The organism is Rhizobium sp. TRM96647 (assembly GCF_025780115.1).
In the GTDB taxonomy this organism is placed as follows: domain Bacteria; phylum Pseudomonadota; class Alphaproteobacteria; order Rhizobiales; family Rhizobiaceae; genus Mycoplana.
The window spans coordinates 84,349-105,108 of sequence record NZ_JAOXHF010000006.1; the positions used below are offsets into that span (position 1 = coordinate 84,349).

The 20,760-nt window shown below is 64.2% G+C and carries 23 protein-coding genes; all 23 read right to left on the reverse strand.

The genetic code is table 11. The annotated features are described in order from the left end of the window. Window positions 1-178 precede the first annotated feature (178 nt). The 23 genes from OCK02_RS12990 to OCK02_RS13100 all read right to left on the reverse strand — a co-directional run bounded on the left by OCK02_RS12990 (window position 179) and on the right by OCK02_RS13100 (window position 20,644). The gene (locus OCK02_RS12990) at window positions 179-721 is read right to left on the reverse strand and encodes a lytic transglycosylase domain-containing protein (protein ID WP_263813432.1); all 543 of its coding nucleotides are present in this window, start codon (window positions 719-721) and stop codon (window positions 179-181) included. Then, window positions 681-2,129, reverse strand: a complete 1,449-nt coding sequence (locus OCK02_RS12995; RefSeq protein WP_263813433.1) for a flagellar hook-length control protein FliK — start codon at window positions 2,127-2,129, stop codon at window positions 681-683. The genes OCK02_RS12990 and OCK02_RS12995 overlap by 41 nt, the downstream gene beginning before the upstream one ends. After that, window positions 2,126-3,466 (reverse strand): chemotaxis protein MotC, encoded by a 1,341-nt coding sequence (motC, locus tag OCK02_RS13000; RefSeq protein ID WP_263813434.1) that lies wholly within the window; start codon window positions 3,464-3,466, stop codon window positions 2,126-2,128. Before motC ends, OCK02_RS12995 begins: the two co-directional genes overlap by 4 nt. A gap of 4 nt (window positions 3,467-3,470) precedes the next feature. Beyond that, window positions 3,471-4,622, reverse strand: a complete 1,152-nt coding sequence (locus tag OCK02_RS13005) for a flagellar motor protein MotB (RefSeq protein WP_263813435.1) — start codon at window positions 4,620-4,622, stop codon at window positions 3,471-3,473. Beyond that, window positions 4,619-5,275, reverse strand: a complete 657-nt coding sequence (locus OCK02_RS13010) for a hypothetical protein (protein WP_263813436.1) — start codon at window positions 5,273-5,275, stop codon at window positions 4,619-4,621. Before OCK02_RS13010 ends, OCK02_RS13005 begins: the two co-directional genes overlap by 4 nt. A 358-nt stretch (window positions 5,276-5,633) precedes the next feature. Further along, window positions 5,634-6,620, reverse strand: a complete 987-nt coding sequence (locus tag OCK02_RS13015) for a flagellin (RefSeq protein ID WP_230807229.1) — start codon at window positions 6,618-6,620, stop codon at window positions 5,634-5,636. A gap of 368 nt (window positions 6,621-6,988) precedes the next feature. Beyond that, the gene (locus tag OCK02_RS13020; RefSeq protein ID WP_263813437.1) at window positions 6,989-8,002 is read right to left on the reverse strand and encodes a flagellin; all 1,014 of its coding nucleotides are present in this window, start codon (window positions 8,000-8,002) and stop codon (window positions 6,989-6,991) included. A gap of 272 nt (window positions 8,003-8,274) precedes the next feature. After that, window positions 8,275-9,249 (reverse strand): flagellin, encoded by a 975-nt coding sequence (locus OCK02_RS13025; protein WP_263813438.1) that lies wholly within the window; start codon window positions 9,247-9,249, stop codon window positions 8,275-8,277. A 401-nt stretch (window positions 9,250-9,650) separates the two neighbouring features. Further along, window positions 9,651-10,523 (reverse strand): flagellin, encoded by an 873-nt coding sequence (locus tag OCK02_RS13030; RefSeq protein ID WP_230807232.1) that lies wholly within the window; start codon window positions 10,521-10,523, stop codon window positions 9,651-9,653. 354 nt (window positions 10,524-10,877) lie between these two features. Then, entirely contained in the window at window positions 10,878-11,618 is a 741-nt protein-coding gene (gene fliP, locus OCK02_RS13035) for a flagellar type III secretion system pore protein FliP (protein WP_263813439.1), read from the reverse strand. Continuing rightward, on the reverse strand, window positions 11,615-12,118 hold the full coding sequence (gene fliL, locus OCK02_RS13040) for a flagellar basal body-associated protein FliL (RefSeq protein ID WP_263813440.1): 504 nt from the start codon (window positions 12,116-12,118) through the stop codon (window positions 11,615-11,617). The genes fliP and fliL overlap by 4 nt, the downstream gene beginning before the upstream one ends. Before the next feature lie 35 nt (window positions 12,119-12,153). Beyond that, window positions 12,154-12,864 carry a flagellar basal body L-ring protein FlgH gene (gene flgH, locus OCK02_RS13045; RefSeq protein WP_230807235.1) on the reverse strand — a complete coding sequence of 237 codons (711 nt, stop codon included), beginning with the start codon at window positions 12,862-12,864 and terminating at the stop codon, window positions 12,154-12,156. Beyond that, a complete protein-coding gene (locus OCK02_RS13050; protein ID WP_263813441.1) occupies window positions 12,861-13,403 on the reverse strand; it encodes a MotE family protein in 543 nt (180 codons plus the stop codon). The genes flgH and OCK02_RS13050 overlap by 4 nt, the downstream gene beginning before the upstream one ends. Then, complete coding sequence (locus OCK02_RS13055) at window positions 13,400-14,515, reverse strand: flagellar basal body P-ring protein FlgI (protein ID WP_263813442.1); 1,116 nt, start codon at window positions 14,513-14,515, stop codon at window positions 13,400-13,402. Before OCK02_RS13055 ends, OCK02_RS13050 begins: the two co-directional genes overlap by 4 nt. After that, entirely contained in the window at window positions 14,512-15,027 is a 516-nt protein-coding gene (gene flgA / locus OCK02_RS13060) for a flagellar basal body P-ring formation chaperone FlgA (RefSeq protein ID WP_263813443.1), read from the reverse strand. Before flgA ends, OCK02_RS13055 begins: the two co-directional genes overlap by 4 nt. 20 nt (window positions 15,028-15,047) lie before the next feature. Then, window positions 15,048-15,830: a flagellar basal-body rod protein FlgG gene (gene flgG, locus OCK02_RS13065; RefSeq protein WP_230807239.1), complete on the reverse strand. Its 783-nt coding sequence runs from the start codon at window positions 15,828-15,830 to the stop codon at window positions 15,048-15,050. Between the two features lie 11 nt (window positions 15,831-15,841). Beyond that, window positions 15,842-16,186, reverse strand: a complete 345-nt coding sequence (locus OCK02_RS13070; protein WP_263813444.1) for a flagellar hook-basal body complex protein FliE — start codon at window positions 16,184-16,186, stop codon at window positions 15,842-15,844. Then, the gene (gene flgC / locus OCK02_RS13075; protein WP_230807241.1) at window positions 16,183-16,602 is read right to left on the reverse strand and encodes a flagellar basal body rod protein FlgC; all 420 of its coding nucleotides are present in this window, start codon (window positions 16,600-16,602) and stop codon (window positions 16,183-16,185) included. Before flgC ends, OCK02_RS13070 begins: the two co-directional genes overlap by 4 nt. A 2-nt stretch (window positions 16,603-16,604) precedes the next feature. Further along, a complete protein-coding gene (gene flgB / locus OCK02_RS13080) occupies window positions 16,605-16,988 on the reverse strand; it encodes a flagellar basal body rod protein FlgB (protein ID WP_263813445.1) in 384 nt (127 codons plus the stop codon). A gap of 171 nt (window positions 16,989-17,159) precedes the next feature. Then, window positions 17,160-17,714, reverse strand: coding sequence for a flagellar protein (locus OCK02_RS13085; RefSeq protein ID WP_263813446.1), 555 nt, complete (start codon window positions 17,712-17,714; stop codon window positions 17,160-17,162). A gap of 3 nt (window positions 17,715-17,717) precedes the next feature. After that, on the reverse strand, window positions 17,718-19,127 hold the full coding sequence (fliI, locus tag OCK02_RS13090) for a flagellar protein export ATPase FliI (RefSeq protein WP_263813619.1): 1,410 nt from the start codon (window positions 19,125-19,127) through the stop codon (window positions 17,718-17,720). A 12-nt stretch (window positions 19,128-19,139) separates the two neighbouring features. Continuing rightward, entirely contained in the window at window positions 19,140-19,865 is a 726-nt protein-coding gene (gene flgF / locus OCK02_RS13095; protein ID WP_230807244.1) for a flagellar basal-body rod protein FlgF, read from the reverse strand. Further along, window positions 19,865-20,644 carry a DUF1217 domain-containing protein gene (locus OCK02_RS13100; protein ID WP_263813620.1) on the reverse strand — a complete coding sequence of 260 codons (780 nt, stop codon included), beginning with the start codon at window positions 20,642-20,644 and terminating at the stop codon, window positions 19,865-19,867. Before OCK02_RS13100 ends, flgF begins: the two co-directional genes overlap by 1 nt. Between the last annotated feature and the right edge of the window lie 116 nt (window positions 20,645-20,760).

Sequence of the window (20,760 nt, forward strand, 5' to 3'; positions counted from 1 at the left end):
TTAATAATTGATTAACCATCTTGCGGCGATTTGATCTACATCTAGTAGGTCGCGCGCAAACTACGACTATTTTATCGTGGAAAAGTTAACGAAGGCCGGATTCAATTCTTGCCAGCCATAAAGCGCACCCATTGCCGCCACATTTAGGCAGAGGCGCCTTTTTCTATTTACGATTGAATCAACGGCAGAAGGTCCGGGCGTTCGGCGTCCAGCTGCCATAGCCCGTCGCTACCAGGTTCGCGATCACGCGGCAGACATAGCGCTTCTGTGCCGGATCGTTGTTCGGACCGGCATGGTAGCGGGCGACCGCCATGGTCCAGGTCTCGTGCCGGGCATGCAGCTCGGACAGGAAGCGCGCGGCATACTCGACATTGCGGCGCGGGTTCAGCATCGCCGCCGGCGAGGAGAATTCGGAGCCGTGGAAGTGATGGTTGATCTGCATGCAGCCGAGGTCGATCAGCTTCGCACCGCCCGCCCGCGCCTCGTTGAACCGCTGCAACGCCTCGCGTTCGCTATTGGCGAAATAGGCCTTGCCCTCGATGTTCAGCGCATAGGGCTGCAGCGATCCCTTCCGGCCGGTCTCGGCGAGGCCGACCGAATAGAGAATGCCCGCCGGGATGCCGTACTTCGAGGCCGCCGAGAGGATCTCGCGCTCGCAACTGCCCGCAGCCGCCTTCGCCTCAGAGAAAGACCCCGCCGCCAGAGCCACGGCGCTGGTCATTGCTAGTGAGGCTATCCACCTGGCCGTATTCATGCCCCGGTCCTTCGTCGAATACCGTATTGTGACGGGGCTCGCCGCCCTGCTGCCGTCCGCCGCCTTCGCGCGCCTGCTGCTGCCCGGCGAACTGCGCCTGCGAATCCCCCTGCCCCGTGGCGCTGCCGCCACGATCGGGCGACGGCGCCATCTGGACGCTGACCTGGTCAATGCTGAAACCGTGGCCGCGCAGCGCCTTGACGATCGCATCGTGGTCGTCGCTGAGGTTGCGGAAGGCCTTGCCCGTCTCGACCTTGAGATCGACGACCAGCGTGTCGCCCTGCAGCCTCAGCGAGGCTGTGACCGTACCGAGGTCGATCGGCTGAAGCTGGATCTTGAGGGTGTTGACAACCTTGCCGGTCACGTTCGGCGCACTGTCGAGTTGTTCGGCCAATGCGGCAGCCCACGAGGGATCCTGCGCGATGGCGGCGGTCACGGCCGAAATGTTGCCCTGCTGGGCAAGGCCCAGATACCGGCGCGAATCCAGCACCGCAACAGACTCGATGCCCGGCAGCCTCGTCTGCTCGGAGGCTGCCGAAACCTCGCCCTTGCCGCCGATCGCGATATCGAGAGAGGCCGCCTTTCCGTCCGTGCGCACCAGCCGGAAGATCTGATCGGCCTCGCCGCCGTCCGGACCGGCCGCCTGCGTTCCTGCTCCCTCCTGCGGTGTGCCGGCAGCCAGCGCAACTGCGGAACCCGGCCGGACGGCCGGGAGGCCGAGCATGGCTTCGGCGGTATCGCCCTCGGCCTGCATCTGCCCCGTCTTGTCAATTTGCATGGCCTGCGCCTGACCGGCCACCGTAGCGATCACCGTGGGCGGCGTTGCCGCTGCCGGCTGGCTCGCCGGTTCCCGCGTCAGCATCGAGAGCAGGCTGTCCATCGCGTCAGCACCGTTGCCATCCTCGCCGGCATCGGCATTGTCGCCCTCGTCGGTGCCGGCGCCAGCCGGCTGTCCGGCCTCGTCGGCGGCGGTGACGGGCGGAACGGGGGTCGCCTCCGGAGATGCCGGCAGTTCCGCACCTTCGGCCGGAATGGCAACAGCGCCCGGTGCGTCCTCGCCGGGGACCACCGTCGCCGGGCGCGTCTTGTCCAGGAGTTCCGCCGGGATGCGCTGCAGCAGCGAGACGGGCGCCTGTTCTGTGTCGCCCATCGCCGTCTGCGCCTTCAGGGAGAGCGACGTCTCCCCGTCCCGCTCCAGTCCCTCATCCGCGAGGCTCTTTCGGCCCTGCGACGCCGCGCCCGAGTCTCTCGACGAGACGCGGTCGAAGGTTTCGGAAAACTGCCCACCGGTATCGCCGTCCGCCTTCGCCTTGCCCGCGCCACGGCTCGTCCTGGCCTCCACCTGGCTCAAAGTGCTCGTGTCGATGCTGTTCAACTTCCCTCTCCCTCCAGGAGTTTGTCGATCTCGTCGAGTTTCGATCGGCCCGTCGCGACGAAGCCGTCGAATGCGGGATCGGCCGTCTGCTGCGGCGCCCCATTGGCGGTCTCTTCCGGCGATTGCGGAGCAGAGGCGACCGGTGCCGGCTCCTGCATCGCCGGTTCGGCCGCAACGGCGGCGGTCGGTCTCATGCGTTCGTCTTCGCTTACATTCTCAGGCGGAGGCGGCGCATCCTGGCCGATCGTCAAGTCTGCCGGTTCCGCGGCCTGCACACCGACGGCGAGTTCCGGCGGACGCAGGACTTCCTCGGCGATCCGGCGCGCGGCTTCCTTCAGGGCGCGGTCCTTCGCCGACAGGTCCTCGTCGGGGATCGCCGACAGTTGCTCGATGGCCTGGGTGACATCGGAGGACGAGATGGAGGCAAGGCCGGAATAAAGATCGGCCAGCGTCCTCGGACCCTCGTCACCGTCGCCGGTGAGCGCTTGCGCCCTTTCGGCGGCGACGACCGCAAGCCGGCTTTTCCCGGAGATCGCCGACAGGCGCGCCATCCGCAGATAGACTTCCCGCTGACGCGGCGCGTCCATGAAGGACAGGATTTCCTGGATCGTCTCCTCGCCGATCTTCTCGAAGTTCTCCACCGCGAGCCTGACGAAGAGATCGGCGAACTGGCTCGCATAGGGCGAGTGCAGGAACCTGCGGGCGTAGCGGCTGGCATAGGCGACGCCCCTGTCGACCATGCCGTTCTGTTCGGCGACGTAGATCGACCGGCGCAGCGCCGCCTCCTCCACGATCGTGCCGGGAGCGATCAGCCGCGCCCAGTCGAAATAGGCCAGGGCCTGCCGGGGGTCCTTGCGAAGCACCGAATTGGCCGAGACGAGCGCCAGATAGGGCGCGATCTCGAGGTTCCTGTATTCCGGGAAGATCTCGGCGACCGTTCGCGTGCTGGCCGCGCCGCGACCGCTCACATAGTTGCGCACGGCCTCGGTGATGCGCTGGTCGAAATGGCCGGACACGTCGTTCTTCGCCAAAAGCTCGAGCGTCTGGGGATTGCCGCCGCTCATGGCATAGACCAGTGCGGCATCGACGTTGCGCGGGTCGGCAAAGATCGAGGGATCGGCCGTGCGCAGGCGCTCGTCGATGGTCGACAGCATGAAGCGCTGCATCTCCATGGCGGAGTGATCGCCCATCACCACGGTGTCCTGCACATATTGCAGGGAGCGGATCATCTTGTAGGGCGCGAGATCCTCCATGTCCTGGGCACATACCGATGCTGCGAACCCGAGGCCCGCAGCCAGCACCAGAGCGAATGTCGCAAGCCCCCTTGGCGGCCTCATCGCGCTAGCCCTCGTTTGCCTGGATGAGGATCTCGATGCGGCGGTTGGCGTCCGCCATCGGATCTTCCGGCACTTTCGGACGGCGGTCGGCAAAGCCGCTGACCTGGCTGACGCGGTTTTCGTCGAGCCCGCCACGGATCAGCATGTAGTAGGCGCTCTGGGCGCGCGCCGAGGAAAGCTGCCAGTTGTCGCCGTTGCCACGGAACGGACGGGCATCGGTATGGCCGCGGATCGCGATCGCACCCTTCCGCTCGGAGAGGATCTTGCCGATCTTCTCCATCGCGATGACCATGTCCCTGTTCGGCAGGGCCGATCCGACGGTGAACATCGCCGAATCCGACTGGTCCATCAGGCTGACGAGAAGGCCGCCTTCCGAAGGCGTCACCGTCAGGCCTTCGGCGAGCTTGCCGAGGGCGCCGATGTTCTGCGCGATTTCCTGCTGCAACTCCTTGGCATCGGCCTCCCTGGCGGCGTCGGCAGCGTCCGTGCCGGCCGCTTCGTCGGGGTTTCCAGCCGCATCGGCAGCGGCGACCTGCCCCGGCTTCGACACGTTTTCGCTGCCGGCGCTGGTCGCCTGGCTGATCTCCACCTGCTGCGTCCAGAAGTCCGGGTCGAAGGGATCGCGATAGGCCTCGCCGCCGGCAGCGCCGGTCGCGGGTCCGGCATCGGCGGCGCCACCGTCGCCCCTGGCACTGACATTGGCCTGCTGCCCGACTTCCTGGGCGATCTCGGAGAGGACGGAATAGGGGTTCTGGAAGAAATCGGCCTGCGAATACTGGCTTTCCTCGCCGGCGGTCGTGCTCTGATGCCTGCCCTGTTCGGCGCCCTGGGACTGCGACTGCTTCTCGCCCTCGCTGTTCGACTTGTCCTGCGTGTCCTCACCCTCGGCCTGCTTGCCGGGCTTCTTGAGAGACTTGTCCGCCGGCTTGTCGTCGGTCAGCTTGATCGGATTGAAGTAGGAGGCGACGGAGGCCTTGGTCTCCTCGTTCGCCGCATTGATCAGCCACATGACGAGGAAGAACGCCATCATCGCGGTCATGAAGTCCGCATAGGCGATCTTCCAGGCGGAGTTGTGAGCTCCCTCGTCGTGATCGCTATGCCGCTTGACGATGATGATCTCGTTCTTGCCGTTGTGGTGATTTTCGCCTTCGCTCATGCCAGCACCCTGCGTACGGTATCAGCCCAGGCCGCCATCCGCGTCACCAGGACCGTGTCCCCGAACTCCGCCGCAAGATCGAGATCGTCCGCTTCCAGGTGCCGGAGCACCATCGGGGCGCCTTCCTCGAATTGCAGCTTCAGTTGTTCAAACAGATTGGACGGCCCCTTGACCGTCACGACTATGCCGTCTCCTTCCGGAAGGCCGGCACGGATCATCGCCGCCAGGTTTTCGACTGCCTGGCGGGCGAGCACCTCGTCCAGCACCGGCGCCAGGACGTTTGCCGCCTGGCTCGCCACGCGATCGGCGAGCCCGTCGGTCATCGTCGTGAACCTCTCGGCGATCATCGCCGCCGCGTGCCGCTCGAGGTGATCGCGCAGCGCTTCGATTTCCGCCGCATGGGCCTTGCGCAGGTCTTCGACCTCCGCCTGGTGGCGGGCGCCGAGTTTGGCTTCCGCCTCGGCGCGCCCGGCGGCGAAGGCCTGCTCGCGCTCGGCCTCGACGTCGATCCGGGGTTCGGGCGCGGACAAATCGAACGCAGGCTCCTCGGAGAGACTTGCGGATCCGGCAAATGCCCCGTCATGCAGGAAAGGCGACTGCGGCCGCCGCGGCTCGCTGAAATCCTTCAGGTATCTTGCAAGCTGCAGGCTCATCGCACTTCCTTCGACGCGCCCGTCAACAGCACGGGCGAGGCGACGTGCATTTCGCAACCCGGCCCTGCCCCCTGCCCCGTTTCATTCCCACGCTTCCACACAGCCGCCATGTCTCCTTGGACTTCGCGCCGGCCGGATACGACTGCCGGCGCACAATCTTCCTGATTGCAGGTTGCGAAGCTAGACGGTCAAACTTGTGCGAGGATGAAGGGTCTGTCGGAAGGTCTTGGGCCGCGCCAGGGCAAGTCGCGCGGCCCAAGCATCCCGAAGCGCCGTTGACCTCGGCGCCCGGTCTGGATGCGCGCGATCGCCGGGACCGAAAAGACCCCGAGACACGATCCGCGCGCGAGCTGCCGGCTTACTGCTGGAACAGCTGGAGAATGTTCTGCGAGTTGGTGTTGGCGATCGAGAGCGACTGGATGGCGAGTTGCTGCTGGGTCTGCAGAGCCTGCAATCGTGTCGATTCCTCGTTCATGTCCGCATCCACGAGACGTCCGACGCCGGTATCGATGGTGTCGATCAGCGTTGCGACGAAATCCTCCTGCATGTCGATGCGGCTCTGGATCGAACCGAGGCTCGAAGCGGCGCTGGTCATGGCCTCGAGCTGGCCGTCGACGAACTGGGTCATCGCGTCGAGAGCGTCGACATCGTCATGCGGTCCCGGCGGGTCGGCAATGTCGAGCTGGGCTGCAACGGTGTCGAGGTCGGTGATGTCGAGAGTGACGACCGAGAAGCCGAGCGACGTCGCGCCGCTCGTCGCCAGCTTGTCGAGAATGCCGAGGTTGCCGCCGCTGGTGTCGAACAGCACGGTGTCCTCGTTGAGGGGATAGTCGACGGTGGTGACGCCGACGGTGCCCGAAGCATTGCGGATGAAGGAGGCCACGACCTGCTTTGTGACCGTCACCGGCGTCGGGGGAACGGCACCGTCGCTGATGTCCTCCTGCAGCCAGTTCTCGCCAGAAAACGAAGCCGATTCGGAGATGCTCTTCAGCTGGTCCTGGAGCTGGTTGATCTCTTCCTGGATCTTGGAGCGGTCGGCGCCGACGCCATAGGCCGCGACCAGCTTGGCCTTGATTTCCTGGACGACCTCGATGGCCTTGTCCATGGCCGCATAGGCAGTATCGACCTTGGCGGCGCCGAGGCCGAGTGCGTCCTGGACGGTCGAAAGCGCGCGGTTGTCGGAGCGCATCGTGGTCGCGATGGACCAGTAGGCGGCGTTGTCGGCGGCGGTTTCTACCCGGAGACCGGAGGAGACACGCGCCTGGGTGGTCTCCATGTTGCGGTCGATCGAACGGAGGGTTTGCAGCGCCGCCATGGCGGCCGCGTTGGTCAATATGCTGGCCATCGTCTATGCCCTGTCTCGGAGAGAGATTGCAGGCCGGAGTGGAAGCACCGGCAACGGTGGATCCGCGTCATGCGCGCTGTCGCCAACCGTTTGCCCTGGGCGACAGTCCATCATTCTTAACGAAGGCTTAACGGCCGAATGGTTAACAAAAGGTTAACAGCATCGGCACGCGGGTAAGCTTCGTTGAGAAAGCGTAAACATTCGACAATCGCACAAGCCTGGCGCAAGGCATGCCCGGGGTCGCCCCGGTTCCGGCATGCGGGGAGCCCGCGCCCCTTCCGGCCGCAACGGCAAAACCCGCGGCTCCTTTCGGAACCGCGGGTTTGTCCTTCAGCGCGGGACGAAGCCGCCCCCAGCCGGGGCGCCGCTTACTGACGGAAGAGCGACAGGATGTTCTCCGAATTGGAATTGGCGATCGAGAGCGACTGAATGCCGAGTTGCTGCTGCGTCTGCAGGGCGCTGAGGCGGGTCGATTCCTCGTTCATGTCGGCATCGACGAGGCGGCCGATGCCGCTGTCGATCGAATCAGACAGCTTCGAGACAAAGTCTTCCTGCAGATCGATGCGCATCGAGATGGAGCCGAGCGCGGCAGCGGCGCTGGTCATGGCCTGGAGGCCGTATTCCACCAGGGTCAGCGCCTCCTGCATCGCGACGGCGACGTCGATGAAGGCGGCGTCGTTGACATCGAGCGTTGCGATCGACTTACCGGCAATCTGGGTGGCCGCTTCGCTCAGCGTGCCGTCATTGTCCCAGTCGACCACGCCATCGAGGTCTCCCGTTACCGTGCCGAGGATGCCCGTGGTGAGGCTGAGTGCGCCGGTAGCCGCGACACCGCCGAAAAGGAGCGTCATGGATCCGACCGTGGTTGCATCGAGGGTATAGTTTGTCGTCGTCACGGAAACGGTGCCGCCCGCGCTGCGAACGAAACCGGAGACGACCATGGATGCGAGCGGCGTGTTTTCAGTGTCGTCGCCGCCGGCAACCCAGTTCTCGCCACTGAAGGACGCAGCTTCGGCGATCGAGACGAGCTGCTCCTGCAACTGCTTGATTTCTTCCTGGATCTTGGCCCTGTCGACGCCCTGTTCCGTGGCAGCGACGACCTTCGCCTTGATCTCCTTGACCACCTCGATAGCGCTGTCCATGGCCGCATAGGCCGTGTCGACCTTGGCTCCGCCGAGACCGATCGCATCCTGAACCGCCGAAATCGCCATATTGTCTGAGCGCATCGTCGTGGCGATCGACCAGTAGGCGGCGTTGTCGGATGCTTCGGCGACGCGAAGGCCCGAGGAAACGCGCGACTGGGTTTCTTCCATGCTCGCGTTGAGCGAGCGCAGGGTTTGCAGGGCCGCCATGGCGGCGTTGTTCGTCAAAATGCTCGTCATTGGAAATTGCCCCTTCAGTGGCTGATTTTGAAAAGGGACATCCCGGGATTGCCGGGAACGACGGAATGGCCTGATGCCCGTTAACCGCTTCTTCGTCTTGGTTAACCCATCGTTTCGATGGCACCAGATAATGCGAACATGGTTAACGAAAGTTAAACAGACCTTACCGATCCTGGCGTGGCACCGGCGAACTTCCGGCTTGAGAATACGAAAAGCCGCGCCCCTTTCGAGGCGCGGCCTTCCGATGTTCGATCTGTCGATCCGTATGAGGATTAACGGAAGAGCGACAGGATGTTTTCCGACGAGGAGTTGGCGATCGAGAGCGCCTGGATGCCGAGCTGCTGCTGCGTCTGTAGGGCGCTGAGGCGGGTCGATTCCTCGTTCATGTCGGCGTCCACCAGGCGGCCGATGCCGCTGTCGATGGCGTCGGACAGCTTGCTGGCGAAGTCTTCCTGCAGGTCGATGCGCATGGAGATCGAACCGAGCTGCGAGGCAGCCTTGGTCATCGCCTGGATGCCGGCTTCCACGAGGGACAGGGCATCAGCCATGTCAGCATCGGTGTAGTCGGTGATGTCCATGTTGACGATCGTCGTCGCTGCATCCCAGTCTGCGGAGGCAGGCGTTACGCCAAGGTCGGCTGCGACCGAACCGAGGATGCCGCCTTCGCTGGCCGCGTAGTCGGCCGAATCGATCGTTCCGAACAGGACGTTCAAGTCGCCGCCTGCCGCCAGTTCATTGAGCGTATAGGTCGTCGAATTGGTCAGAACCGTACCGTCGGCGTTACGGATAAAGCCGGAAACGACGGTCTTGTCGGCAACGGCATCGGCGTCAGTGCTGTCGAAGACCAGCCAGTTCTGGCCGTTGAAGGATGCGCCGGAAGCGACCGCGACCAGCTGCTGCTGCAGCTGCTTGATTTCTTCCTGAACCTTGGCCTTGTCGACGCCCTGTTCGGTGGCGGCTACGACCTTGGCCTTGATCTCCTTGACGACGTCGATGGAGCTTTCCATACCGGAATAAGCGGTGTCGATCTTGGCGGCGCCGAGGCCGAGGGCGTCCTGGACGGCGGAGATCGCCATGTTGTCCGAACGCATGGTGGTCGCGATCGACCAGTAGGCGGCGTTGTCGGAAGCTTCGCCGACGCGCAGGCCGGACGATACGCGGCCCTGGGTTTCTTCCATGCTGGAATTGATCGAACGCAGCGTCTGGAGTGCGGACATGGCTGCGACGTTGGTGAGAATGCTCGTCATAATTGTTGCCCCTTAATGGCTGACTAGGAAGGGACATTCCGGTTCTACCGGCGAACGACGGTCAACGTCATGCTTGTTAACCCTTTATTATCCTTAGGGTTAACCCGTCGTTTCGATGGCCCTAGATAATCGCAGGATGGTTAAAGAAGGACTAAGAACAACAGGAAAGATGAGGGCTGCATAAATTTTCTGCAACCTTTGCGCGCGCATGCGCGTGTCAGAACTTGCTTAAGAAAACGATAAAGCCGCACCCGTTTCCGGATGCGGCTTCCAGACGATCTGTGGCGGGGGTCAGCCTCCCCGGCATCGATCCATCGTTCCTTACATGGCCGGCACGGCGGCAAGTCACCGCCATGCCGGGGTAGAAGAAGCTGCTCCCGTTTCCGGGAGCCGCCATTGTCTTAGCGGAACAGCGACAGGATGCTCTGCGAGTTGGAGTTGGCGATCGACAGCGCCTGGATGCCGAGCTGCTGCTGCGTCTGCAGAGCGGCAAGGCGGGTGGACTCTTCGTTCATGTCGGCGTCGACGAGACGGCCAACGCCGCGCTCGAGAGCGTCGCTCAGCTTGGCAGCGAAGTCTTCCTGCATGTCGATGCGCGAGGAGATCGAGCCGAACTGGGCGGCAGCAGCCGTCATGCCCTTCAGTGCAAGTTCGGTGGTGTCGAGCGCCGTCGTGAGAGCAGCTGCATCGGTCGTCGCATCCAGATCGGCGAGGGCATAAAGATCGCCGAGGAGACCGCCGGTGCCTTCGCCTTCGAACAGCACGTTCGTGGCAGAGAGCGTGATGTCGTTCGTGGTCACGACAACGGTACCGTCCGTGTTGCGAACAAAACCGGAAACGACGGTCTTGTCGGCTTCGGTCAGGTCGTTCATCAGCCAGTTTTCGCCGTTGAACGATGCGCCCTTTGCGATCGAGACGAGCTGTTCCTTCAGCTGGGTGATTTCTTCCTGGATCTTGGTCTTGTCGACGCCCTGTTCGGATGCGGCGACGTACTTGGCCTTGATTTCGGTGACGACGTCGATCGCGGCTTCGATGCCGGCGCTGGCAACGTCAACCTTGGCGGCGCCCATGCCGAGTGCGTCCTGCACGGCGGAAATGGCCTGGTTGTCCGAACGCATGGTCGTGGCGATCGACCAGTAGGCAGCGTTGTCCTTGGCGGCGCTGACGCGGTAGCCGGTCGAGATGCGGTCCTGCGTGTCGGCCAGGTTGTTGTTGATCGAACGCAGCGTCTGGAGAGCAGACATAGCGGAAGCGTTGGTCATGATGCTAGACATGAATTTTGTCCCTTATTACGAAATACATTGATGGGGACATACCGGGCTCGGAAATTCCTACCGGTTACTACAGATCGGCATCATGCCACTTGGTTTCTTTAAAAATAATCCCAAACCAAACCTGTTGCATGGCGACAAAATTAGGCGCCGTTTCTTGCCAGGTTCTTAATTTCAGCCCCACCGGCAGCACGCCGCAGAGTTGTGGTTAACAAACGGGAACGATTATACAAATATAAACCAACAGCATTAACCAAGACTACTTGGCGCCATTGATTCCATGGCGTTTTTCCGCGGAACAGCAAAAGCCCGCCTGCAGGTTGCAAGCGGGCATTAACCAAACAATCCGGGATGATGCTACTGGAACGAGCGGACCAGGCTGCCGACGAGCAGGTTCCAGCCGTCGATCAGGACGAAGAAGAGGATCTTGAAGGGAAGCGAGATCGAGGTGGGCGGCAGCATCATCATGCCCATCGCCATGGTGATCGTTGCGACGATCAGGTCGATGACGAGGAAGGGCAGCACGACGAGGAAGCCGATTTCGAATCCGCGGCGGATTTCCGAGATCATGAAGGCCGGGATCACGGCGCGCAGGTCGACCTTGCCGTCCTCCAGCACCGTCTGGCCGCGCTCCTGGGCAAGCGTGATGAACAGTTGCATGTCCGCGTCGCGCGTGTTCGCGGTCATGAACTCGCGGAAGGGCTCGGCGACACGCCGCGCCGCCTCGGCCTCGTCGATCTGGTTGGCAAGCAGCGGCTGGATGCCCGTCTCCCAGGCGCGGTCGAAAGTCGGCGCCATGACATAGAAGGTCATGAACAGGGCAAGACTGACCAGGATCATGTTGGAGGGGGTCGTCGCGAGCCCCATGCCGGAGCGCAGGATCGCAAAGGCGATCACGAAGCGCGGGAAGCTCGTCACCATGATCAGGATGCCCGGCGCGACCGAAAGGACGGTCAGGAGCCCGAAGGTGCGGATGATCCAGGACGCGACCGATCCGTCGATCGGGGTGTTGAGCAACTGCGCCGGCGTCTGCTGGGCAAGCGCCACGCTGGTCATCGCCATCATGGCAACGAAGGTTGTCGTGAAAAATCGAATCATTCGATCACAAAAGTCCGGAACATGAGGTTGGTTACGCGTCCTTCCGAGCGCAGGTCAACCCGCTCTTTCAGGTCGTCCCGGAGATATTGGAACCCGCGCGGCCCCTGGATCTGCTGCAGCGACACGGTGCGCATATAGGCCATGATGTCCTGATGGATCTCTTCGGCGATAACGAGGTCCGGCTGGCCGTTGAAGGCGAGCGCAATCTCCATGCGCACGAGATTGTCGGCCGGATAGGCGAGATTGCTGGTGAAGGGCTCGAGCGCCACGATGCCGTTGGCTTCGGTGGCCAGGCGCGCAATTCCGCCCTCCTCCGACGAACCGGCCTGCGTGCCGGATGCCGCAGCCGCCACCGCGGGCTCCGCCGGCGGCGGGGCGAGCATGTTGCCCACCAGCCAGCCGCCACCGCCGGCCACGACACTGAGGCCGGCGACGATCGCGATGGTCATGACGAGCGGCGACTTCTTCGTGCCTTCGTCGTCCTGGTCCTGGTTCGCCATGTCAGCATTCCCTCTCTATCTTTTGAAGGGACCGATCAGATCGGCGAGAACAGGTCGACGAGCTGCTGGCCCCATGGCGGCTGCTGCACCTCGGTCAAGCGGCCGCGGCCGCCATAGGAGATGCGGGCCTCGGCGATCTTGTCGTAGGAGATGCGGTTGTTCGAATCGACATCCTGCGGCCGGACGATGCCGGCCACGTTGAGGATGCGCAGTTCGTGGTTCACGCGCACTTCCTGCGAGCCACTGATCAGCAGGTTGCCGTTCTCCAGGACGCTGGTGACGACGGCTGCGACGAGCAGGCTCAGCTTTTCGGACCGCTCGGTCTTGCCGTCACCCTTGGTGCTGGTGGACGAGCCGTAGGTCAGGTCGCCGTCGGTGCTGAGCGAGAAGTTGTCGCCGTCGCCGGCGACCGAGAAGTTCATCCCGCTCTTGTTCGTGCGGCTGCGATCGGTCTTGTTGTCGAAGGTCGCCTCGTCGTTCAGGCGAATCGTCACCGTCAGCAGGTCGCCGACGTTGATGGCGCGCGAATCCTTGAACAGGTTCGACTGGGAATCGCTCCAGATGGAGAAGCCGGACATCCGGGCGTGCGGCTGCTTCGGGTACATGGCCATCTGCGGCGTCTGCGAATACTGCAGGCCGCTACCGATCGGGCTCATGGCCGGCGCCTGGCCGATTTCCTTCAGCGCCTGGTTGGCGCAGCCGGACAGGAGCGAGGTGGCCATCATGGCGAGGGCTAGCTTCTTCATGACGGGTCCTTGGAGGTATTCGGGTCGGATGCGGCAGCGATGATGCTGGCGAGCCGCGCGGCCTTGTCGGCCGTCATCTCGCTCAGGATCAGGCCGGACATACGCGGATTGAGTTTCATGACGATCGCCGAGGCGATCTCGGGATTGATCTTTTCGAGCTGGGCCGCAGCGGCATCCGCCGGCATCTTCTTATAGATCTCGATCAGGCCGGCTTCCGCCACCTGGAGGAAATCGTTGCGGCGCTTCAGCCAGTCCTCGTATTCGGCACGCCGCTCCTCGAGGGTGGCGATGCGGCTGTCCACGTCCTGCTGCAGCTTTTCCAGCTCCTGCTTCTGCAGCAGGTAACGCTGGTCGCGCGCCTTGTCGGAGATGTTGGTGCAGAACTCGCGGACCTCGTCGGCCGTGGCCGCGCTGGTGACGATGACGGGCCGCTCCTCGGCCAGCGCGCCGGGAATGGCGAGCATGAGCGCGCCGGCTGCCGGCAGCAGCAGGCTGCGCAGGCTCCGGAGAATGGGGAACTGTTCGATCCTGTTCGTCATTGCAGCACCAATTCTGCCTGGAGCGCACCGGCCGACTTGATCCCCTGCAGGATCGAGATGATCCCGTCAGGCTTCACGCCGATGCTGTTGAGCCCGGAGACAAGGGTTCGGAGGTTCGAGCCGTTCAGGATGGCGACCGTCCCGCCGTCCTGCTGGGCGACGATGTCGGTGTTCGGTTCCACCGCGGTCACGCCGTCGGAGAAGGGTGCCGGCTGGACGACCTGCGGCATCTCGGTCACCTGTACCGTCAGCGTGCCGTAGCTCACCGCGACCTGCGAGATGCGGACGTCCTGCCCGATCACGATCGTGCCGGTGCGCTCGTTGATGACGACGCGCGCAGGCACGTCCGTTTCGATCACCAGGTTCTCGACTTCCGCCATCAGGCGGGCGAGATCGGCGCGCTTCGGCTTCTGGACGTAGACGGACTGCGAATCACGGGCATCGGCAATGCGGCCGCCGTAGCGGGTGGTGGCGTAGCGGTTGATCGCATCGGCCATTCCGACGGCGGTGGAAAAGTCGGGATTGCGCAGTTGCAGCACCAGATCGGAGGCGTCCTTGAAGCGGGCCGGCAGTTCGCGCTCGATGATCGCACCGTTCGGCACGCGGCCGGCGGTGGTCACGCCCTGCTGGAGGGTGGCTGCCTCGCCTTGCACGTTGAAGCCGGTGACCACGACCGAGCCCTGCGCCACCGCATAGATCTGGCCGTCGGCGCCGGTAAGGGATGTCATGACGAGCGAGCCGCCACGCAGCGAGGTGGCGTCGCCGAGCGAGCCGATGGTCACGTCGACGCGGCTACCGGGGCTTGCAAACGGTGGCAGCGTCGCCGTGACCAGCACGGCCGCCACGTTTCTCGCACGCGAGCGCTCGCCCTGCGTATTGATGCCGAGGTTCTGCAGCATCGATTGCAGCGACTGCTCGGTGAACGGAGACGAGCGCAGGGTGTCGCCCGTGCCCTGCAGGCCGACGACGAGGCCGTAGCCGATCAACTGGTTGTCGCGGCCCGCCTGCAGCGACGCCACGTCCTTGATGCGCGCGGCCGAATGCGCCGGCGCGATCGACAGCGCCAGCCCGACGAGGGCGCCCAGGAAACGGGTGAGGAACGCTCTTGTCATTTTGCCACCACGTGCACTGTCCGGTCCTCCATGACGGTGCCGGTCACGATCACGCCGGAATCGAGGTTGCGGACCTTGATGAGATCGCCGACCGCGGCATCGTCCAGCGGCGAGCCGGAGGCCGTGATCATCAGCGGGCCGTTCTGGAAGACCAGCCGGACCGCCTTGCCGCGCGAGACGGCGAAGGGCTCGCGCAGCGACGAGACGAGGATGATGCGCCCGGCCACGAGCGTCCGCCGCGTCACCAGGCCGTCGACGGCCTCGATCCGCTCGGCATAGCCGGGAGCGATGTTCGGGTTGGTGACCACAACTTCTTCCAGCACGGTCGCATCGAGCTGTTCGCCGGGATAGATGGTGCGCTTGGGGATGACGGCAAAGCGTCCATCGGCCAGGGCGGGCACGGCCGGCACAGCCAGCGTTGCCGCGATGGCGATCGCGGCGAGAGCCAGGAACGCCCCGGCCCGGCCGGTGACGCGCTTTCGTACAGGGTTCTTTCTCGGGCGAAACATCATGTCTCCCTCATCTCACGCCGCTAGCGGAGGTTCTGGCTGACGACCCGGGCCATCTCGTCCGCCGCCTGGATGATCTTGGAGTTCATCTCATAGGCGCGCTGGGCCGAGATCAGGTCGGTGATTTCCTTGACCGGATCGACGTTCGAGGCTTCCAGGTAGTTCTGCTGGATGTAGCCGACGCCCGCCTCGTCCGGGACGCCGATCGTCGCGTCGCCGGAGGCTTCCGTCTCGCGGAAGAGGTTCTCGCCGAGCGGTTCGAGGCCGGCCTCGTTGACGAAGGTCGCAAGCGTCAGCTGGCCGAGCTCCTGCTGCTCGCCATCCACGGTGGCGAAGACCTGGCCGGAGCGGTTGACGGTGATCTCGGTGGCATCCTGCGGCACCACGATGCCCGGCGTCACGGCGTAGCCGTCGAGCGTGACGAGCTGGCCATCGGCATTGGTGTTGAACGCGCCGGAGCGGGTATAGAGGACCGTGCCGTCCGGCGCCTCGATCTGGAACCAGCCGCGGCCGACCAGAGCCAGGTCGAAAGAGTTGCCGGTCTGGGTGAGTTGGCCCTGCAGGTGCAGGTTTCTGACGGCGGCCGTCTTCACGCCGAGGCCGATGATGGCGCCTTCCGGCACGATCGCCTCGTTGCCGCGGTTCGGCACGCCCTGGGCGCGTTCGGTCTGGTAGAGCAGGTCCGAGAACTCGGCGCGGGCGCGCTTGTAGCCGGTCGTGTTGATATTGGCGATATTGTTCGCGATGACCTCGAGATTGGTCTGCTGCGCGTTCATGCCGGTGGCGGCGATTGCAAGAGCTTTCATGGCACGTTCCTTCAGATCTGCATCCGGGCGACTTCGAGATAGGCGGTGACCACCTTGTCGCGGATCGCGATCGCGGTCTGGAGCGTCTGCTCGGCGGACATGACCGCATCAACCACTTCGCGGGTATTGGCCTTGCCCTGGATGCTCTCGAAGGACTTCGTCTCGCTCGCCCGCAGGCTGCCGACCGTTTCGGTCGCCATGTCGCCCAGGACCTGGGAGAAGCTCATGGGCTGGGCAGCGTTCAGGGCAGCCGAAGGCTGCATGATGCTGGAGGAGGAGACGCCGTTCTCCGTCAGGGTGCCGGAGAGGGGCGAGGAAGAGGAGAGCGTCTTTACGCTCGTCAGCGATTCAATCATTGCGATGCCCTCAGGAGATCGATCGTCGCACTGATGAGGTCGCGCGACTGGCGGATGCTTTGCAGATTGGCCTCGTAGGACCGGTTGGCTTCCCGCATGTCGGCCATCTCGACCAGCATGTTGACGTTCGGGATCTTGACCATGCCCTTCTCGTCGGCGGCGGGATTGCCGGGATCGAACTCGGCGGAGAATTCGCTTTCGTCCTCGGCCAACCGATCGACTTCCACCAGCGAGGCGCCGACGCTGCGGTCGAGCTCGGCGACGAAGGTGATGGTCTTGCGCCGGTAGGGATCGGCGCCGGGCACGTCGCCGGTCGAACGGGCGTTGGCCAGGTTCTCCGAGACGATGCGGATACGGGTGGACTGCGCCTCCAGGCCGGAGGCTGCAACCTTCATCGATGCAATAAGCGGATCCATTTTCAAGTCCTGACAGTCATCAGCATCATGCGATGAAACGCCTTCACCAGGCCGGCGCTGAGCTCGTACTCGCGCTTGACCTGGCCCTGCTTCATCAGTTCTTCGGCGAGCCCGACGGAGTTGCCGGAAATCTGGATGCCGACGTCGTCGTTGGCTTCGACGTCGGTGATCTCGCTGGCCAGCGACCCTTCGGTGAAGTGCATCGGGCTGGTCGCGGCCATGCGGATGCCGGTGTTCTCCAGCACCGACTGGAACGGCGTCACGTCCTTGGCCTTGTAGCCGGGCGTATTGGCGTTGGCGATGTTGCCGGCAACCACAGACTGGCGCACGGAGAGCCACTCTGCCTGCTTGGATGCCAGTTCGAAGAATTGGATTGGTTGCGTCACGGCGAACTCCACTTTGTTGTCCCGAACCTAGGGACCTAAACTTGCGTGGGACTTGCCGGATTTGCTGCGGTGCGCGACAGGCCGGATCATCAGGGAAAATGGCCCTTTCGACGCAGAAAAGCCGCCGGGCGAGCGGCGGCTTGTCGAAGGCCCGGACGGGTATCTGGCGAATCAGTTGCGCTTGAAGACGTCGCCGTTGGAGGTGATGATCACCCATTCGCCGTCGCGCTGCTCGAGCGTGGCCAGCCGGCTGTTGTCGGGCAGGATCGACCCCACGCGCGCGATGTACATACCCGAGGCGTCCTCGATCAGCGCGCGACCGTTTGCGACGTGCATCAGGCGAAAGCCGGTCGGGGCGGGCAGCGGCTGTTCAAGCGATTCTGCCGGCGCGCCGGACCCGTTCTCGCGGCCGAGATTGGGCACGGTCGCGGTCCTGACCGGATCGAGCTCGCGCGGGGGAGCCGTGTCGTCGTCGTCCGTCATCGCCGCCGGAGAAACGCTCACGACCTCGCGAGCCGACGTTTCCGGCAGGTCGCGCCGGTCACCCTGCCAGAGCGGAGGAACGGAGAATTCCTGCGGATTGAGGAACACGTACCAGGGAAAGAAGGCCGCCATGGCCGCAAGGCTGATGCCGGCGGTGATGAGCAGCCGGTCGGCGATGCTCGTGACGTCCTGGTCGGGTCGCCGCAGCGGCGGCACTGCCTTGTCGGCGTCGAAATCGGTCATGGTCTATCCCCTTGCCCTCGCATTGCCGGCATTCGCCTGGTTGGCCGGCGCATTGCGCAGCGCCATCGCCAGGTCCGCGAAGGAATCGGCGGCGGGCTTTTCGCCCGGCGTCTGGCGCAACACGTCATAGATGATGGGAACCTGCTTGATCGCCATGTCGAGGTCCGGATCGCTGCCGGAGCGATAGCCGCCGATCAGGCGCAGGTCGCGCGTCTCCTCGTAGCGGTGGACGAGCGACTTGAGCCGCGCCACCAGCTTCTCCTGGTCGGCCGTCCAGGCCTTGCGGGCAAGACGGGAGATCGACGAGAGCGGATTGATCGGCGGGTAGCGCCCCTCGTCGGCAAGGCTGCGCTCCAGCACGATGTGACCGTCGAGAATGCCGCGGGTCGAATCGGCGATCGGGTCGTTATGGTTGTCGCCGTCGACGAGGATGGAGATGATCGCGGTGATCGTTCCCGTTCCCTCCGCACCCGGCCCTGCCCGCTCGAGCAGGCGCGGCAGTTCCGTAAACACCGATGCCGGGTAGCCGCGCGCGATCGGCGGCTCGCCGGAGGCGGTGGCGACCTCGCGGATCGCATGGGCGAAGCGGGTGACGCTGTCGATGATGAGGAGGACATTGTCGCCCTGGTCGCGGAAATGCTCGGCGATGGTGACCGCCGTCAGCGGCGCCATCTTGCGCAGCATCGGGCTTTCGTCGCTGGTTGCGACCACCGCCACCGATTTCGACAGGTTGTCGCCCAGCGTGTCCTCGATGAATTCGCGCACTTCGCGGCCACGTTCGCCCACCAGCGCGATCACTACCTTGTCAAAGGCATCGGCGCGGGCGAGCATCGACAGGAGCGTCGACTTGCCAACGCCGGAGCCGGCGAAGATGCCGAGACGCTGACCGAGGCAGAGGGGCGCGAAGATGTCGATCGCGCGGACGCCGGTGGCAAAGCCTTTTTCGACGCGGCTGCGCGTCATCGACGGCGGGGCGGTGTTGGAGATCGAGCGGCGGACATCGCCCTGCGGCAGGGCGCCCCGTCCGTCGATCGGTTCGCCCAGCGCATTGATGGTGCGGCCGCACCACGCCGCCGCCGGCGCGACGCGGAAGGCGCCCTTGCGGATCACCGTGTCGTGGATGCCGATCGGTTCCCCCGGCTCGATCGGGCACACGACGACGCTGTCGGGCTCGACCCGCACGACCTCGCCGAGATGGATGCCGGTGGGGCTGCGGTGGGCGACGAATTCGCCGAGCCTGACGTGACGCGACAGGCCGGTGACGGTGTAGTTGCCGGCCGAGATCGTCTGCACGTGGCCGCCATGCGCGACCGAGAACTCCGGGTTGGAGTAGCGTTTCACAAGTCCGGCCAGCGCACTGAGCTTGCGTGCACCGTCGCTGGCCGGCTGATCGCTCGTGGTCGTATCCGTCATCATCATGCTTTGTTACTGGCTGCCGCCGAAGGTCTTGATGGCGCTGTCGATCGAGGATTCGCTCTGCTGCAGCAGCGCGTTGATGCTCTCGAAGGCGCGGGTCACGGTGATGAGCTGCGTCATCTCGGCGATCGCATTGACGTTGGATTCCTCGACATATCCTTGCGCCACACCGGCATCGATCCGGTCGACGACCGGCTCGGGCGCGAGTGCGGGGATGACGCCGCTGTTTCCGGCGCGCACGAAGCCGGCGGAGAGATCCGCTTCAAACAGCCCGAGCGCTGCAATCGGCACGCCGTTCTGGTTCAGTTGGCCGTCGGCACTGATCTTCACCGGACCGGCATTGCCGTCGATCTGGATCGGCGCGCCGCCGGCGTCGAGCACCGGATAGCCGTTGAGCGTGACGAGATCGCCGTTCTCGGTCAGGGTGAAGCGACCGTCGCGCGTCAGCGTCTGCCCGGCCGGGGTCTCCACGGCAAACCAGGCATCGCCGCGGATGGCGAAATCGAGCATCCCGTTGGTTTCCGTCATGCCGCCGTGGCGTGTCGACAGGTATTCGTTGCCCTGGTCCACGAAGGCGACCTTGGCCTTGCCGTTGTCGGCGACGACGTCGTTGAACTTGATCTCGGTCGCGCGGAAGCCGACGGTATTGGCATTGGCGACGTTGTCGGCGAGCGTGGTCATGCGGCGATCGAGTGCGATCTGGGACGAAAGCGAGACGTAAAGCCCGGTTTCCATTAGCGGCCTCCGAGTTTGAGATTGGCGATGGAGATGAGGAGATCGGTGGAAATGCCGATCAGGCCGCCCGTCTGGAATGCGGACAGCTGGCCGCCCGGCGTGGAAGGATGGTCGATCTCCCACAGGGCGGTGAAACGTTCGAGGAGGGTGCCGACCTTCGCCGGATCCTGGAAATCGGCGAGGTCGAGGACGTCTTCATAATAGGCGGACTGGCGGTCGACGTCGGTCGCCATGAATGCGTCGGGCAGTTGCAGGACCGTGCGGACGACCTGGGAGAGCGCCGGATCGGCGATGATCGAATAGCCGCTGGTGATCGCAGGCGCCATGCGTTCGAAATAGAGGGCGAGCCGCACGCCGGAGTTCTCGCTGCCCGCGTTCATCTCCAGGGTCTGGCGGTTGTACTTCTCCACCACACCCTTCTGGGCGCGGTCGAAGCTCGTGGCCGTCTCGCCATGACGGGCGAAGTTCAGCGAGGCCACCAGGTCCTTGTAGCGGCTGTCGGAAAGCTTGTTGGCGAAAGCGTCGTCGGCGTCGGTGCCCTCGGCCAGAACCTTGCGGATGAAGGCCTTGGCATAGGCCATGTCCTCAAGGCCGTGCGCCTTCATCGCATAGTTGTACAGGCGACTGTCGGCAAAGAACTCGTCGATCGTCTTGATGGAGCCGATCCTGTCCAGATAGTAGGCGCTCTCGCGCTTGACGTCCGGCTGCTCGGCGACGCGCTCCAGCGACGTCGACAGATCGGCGGTGATCAGTTTGTAGCTGGTATAGGTCGTGGTCACGATGCGGCCGCGCTTTCCGGTGTTGCGGGGCACGGTGCCCCCTCTCGCGAGACAACCTGCGCCACTTTGCTTGCGCGAACCTGTAAGAGCGACCTGCACCGGTATTTGCTGCCGCC

Excerpts from the sequence above, each read along its gene's own strand:
- OCK02_RS12990 (WP_263813432.1), bottom strand. The coding sequence starts at position 721 with ATGACCAGCGCCGTGGCTCTGGCGGCGGGGTCTTTCTCTGAGGCGAAG.
- motC (WP_263813434.1), bottom strand. The coding sequence starts at position 3,466 with ATGAGGCCGCCAAGGGGGCTTGCGACATTCGCTCTGGTGCTGGCTGCG.
- OCK02_RS13005 (WP_263813435.1), bottom strand. The coding sequence starts at position 4,622 with ATGAGCGAAGGCGAAAATCACCACAACGGCAAGAACGAGATCATCATC.
- OCK02_RS13010 (WP_263813436.1), bottom strand. The coding sequence starts at position 5,275 with ATGAGCCTGCAGCTTGCAAGATACCTGAAGGATTTCAGCGAGCCGCGG.
- OCK02_RS13015 (WP_230807229.1), bottom strand. The coding sequence starts at position 6,620 with ATGGCCAGCATATTGACCAACGCGGCCGCCATGGCGGCGCTGCAAACC.
- OCK02_RS13020 (WP_263813437.1), bottom strand. The coding sequence starts at position 8,002 with ATGACGAGCATTTTGACGAACAACGCCGCCATGGCGGCCCTGCAAACC.
- OCK02_RS13025 (WP_263813438.1), bottom strand. The coding sequence starts at position 9,249 with ATGACGAGCATTCTCACCAACGTCGCAGCCATGTCCGCACTCCAGACG.
- OCK02_RS13030 (WP_230807232.1), bottom strand. The coding sequence starts at position 10,523 with ATGTCTAGCATCATGACCAACGCTTCCGCTATGTCTGCTCTCCAGACG.
- fliP (WP_263813439.1), bottom strand. The coding sequence starts at position 11,618 with ATGATTCGATTTTTCACGACAACCTTCGTTGCCATGATGGCGATGACC.
- fliL (WP_263813440.1), bottom strand. The coding sequence starts at position 12,118 with ATGGCGAACCAGGACCAGGACGACGAAGGCACGAAGAAGTCGCCGCTC.
- flgH (WP_230807235.1), bottom strand. The coding sequence starts at position 12,864 with ATGAAGAAGCTAGCCCTCGCCATGATGGCCACCTCGCTCCTGTCCGGC.
- OCK02_RS13050 (WP_263813441.1), bottom strand. The coding sequence starts at position 13,403 with ATGACGAACAGGATCGAACAGTTCCCCATTCTCCGGAGCCTGCGCAGC.
- OCK02_RS13055 (WP_263813442.1), bottom strand. The coding sequence starts at position 14,515 with ATGACAAGAGCGTTCCTCACCCGTTTCCTGGGCGCCCTCGTCGGGCTG.
- flgA (WP_263813443.1), bottom strand. The coding sequence starts at position 15,027 with ATGATGTTTCGCCCGAGAAAGAACCCTGTACGAAAGCGCGTCACCGGC.
- flgG (WP_230807239.1), bottom strand. The coding sequence starts at position 15,830 with ATGAAAGCTCTTGCAATCGCCGCCACCGGCATGAACGCGCAGCAGACC.
- OCK02_RS13070 (WP_263813444.1), bottom strand. The coding sequence starts at position 16,186 with ATGATTGAATCGCTGACGAGCGTAAAGACGCTCTCCTCTTCCTCGCCC.
- flgC (WP_230807241.1), bottom strand. The coding sequence starts at position 16,602 with ATGGATCCGCTTATTGCATCGATGAAGGTTGCAGCCTCCGGCCTGGAG.
- OCK02_RS13085 (WP_263813446.1), bottom strand. The coding sequence starts at position 17,714 with ATGACCGATTTCGACGCCGACAAGGCAGTGCCGCCGCTGCGGCGACCC.
- fliI (WP_263813619.1), bottom strand. The coding sequence starts at position 19,127 with ATGACGGATACGACCACGAGCGATCAGCCGGCCAGCGACGGTGCACGC.
- flgF (WP_230807244.1), bottom strand. The coding sequence starts at position 19,865 with ATGGAAACCGGGCTTTACGTCTCGCTTTCGTCCCAGATCGCACTCGAT.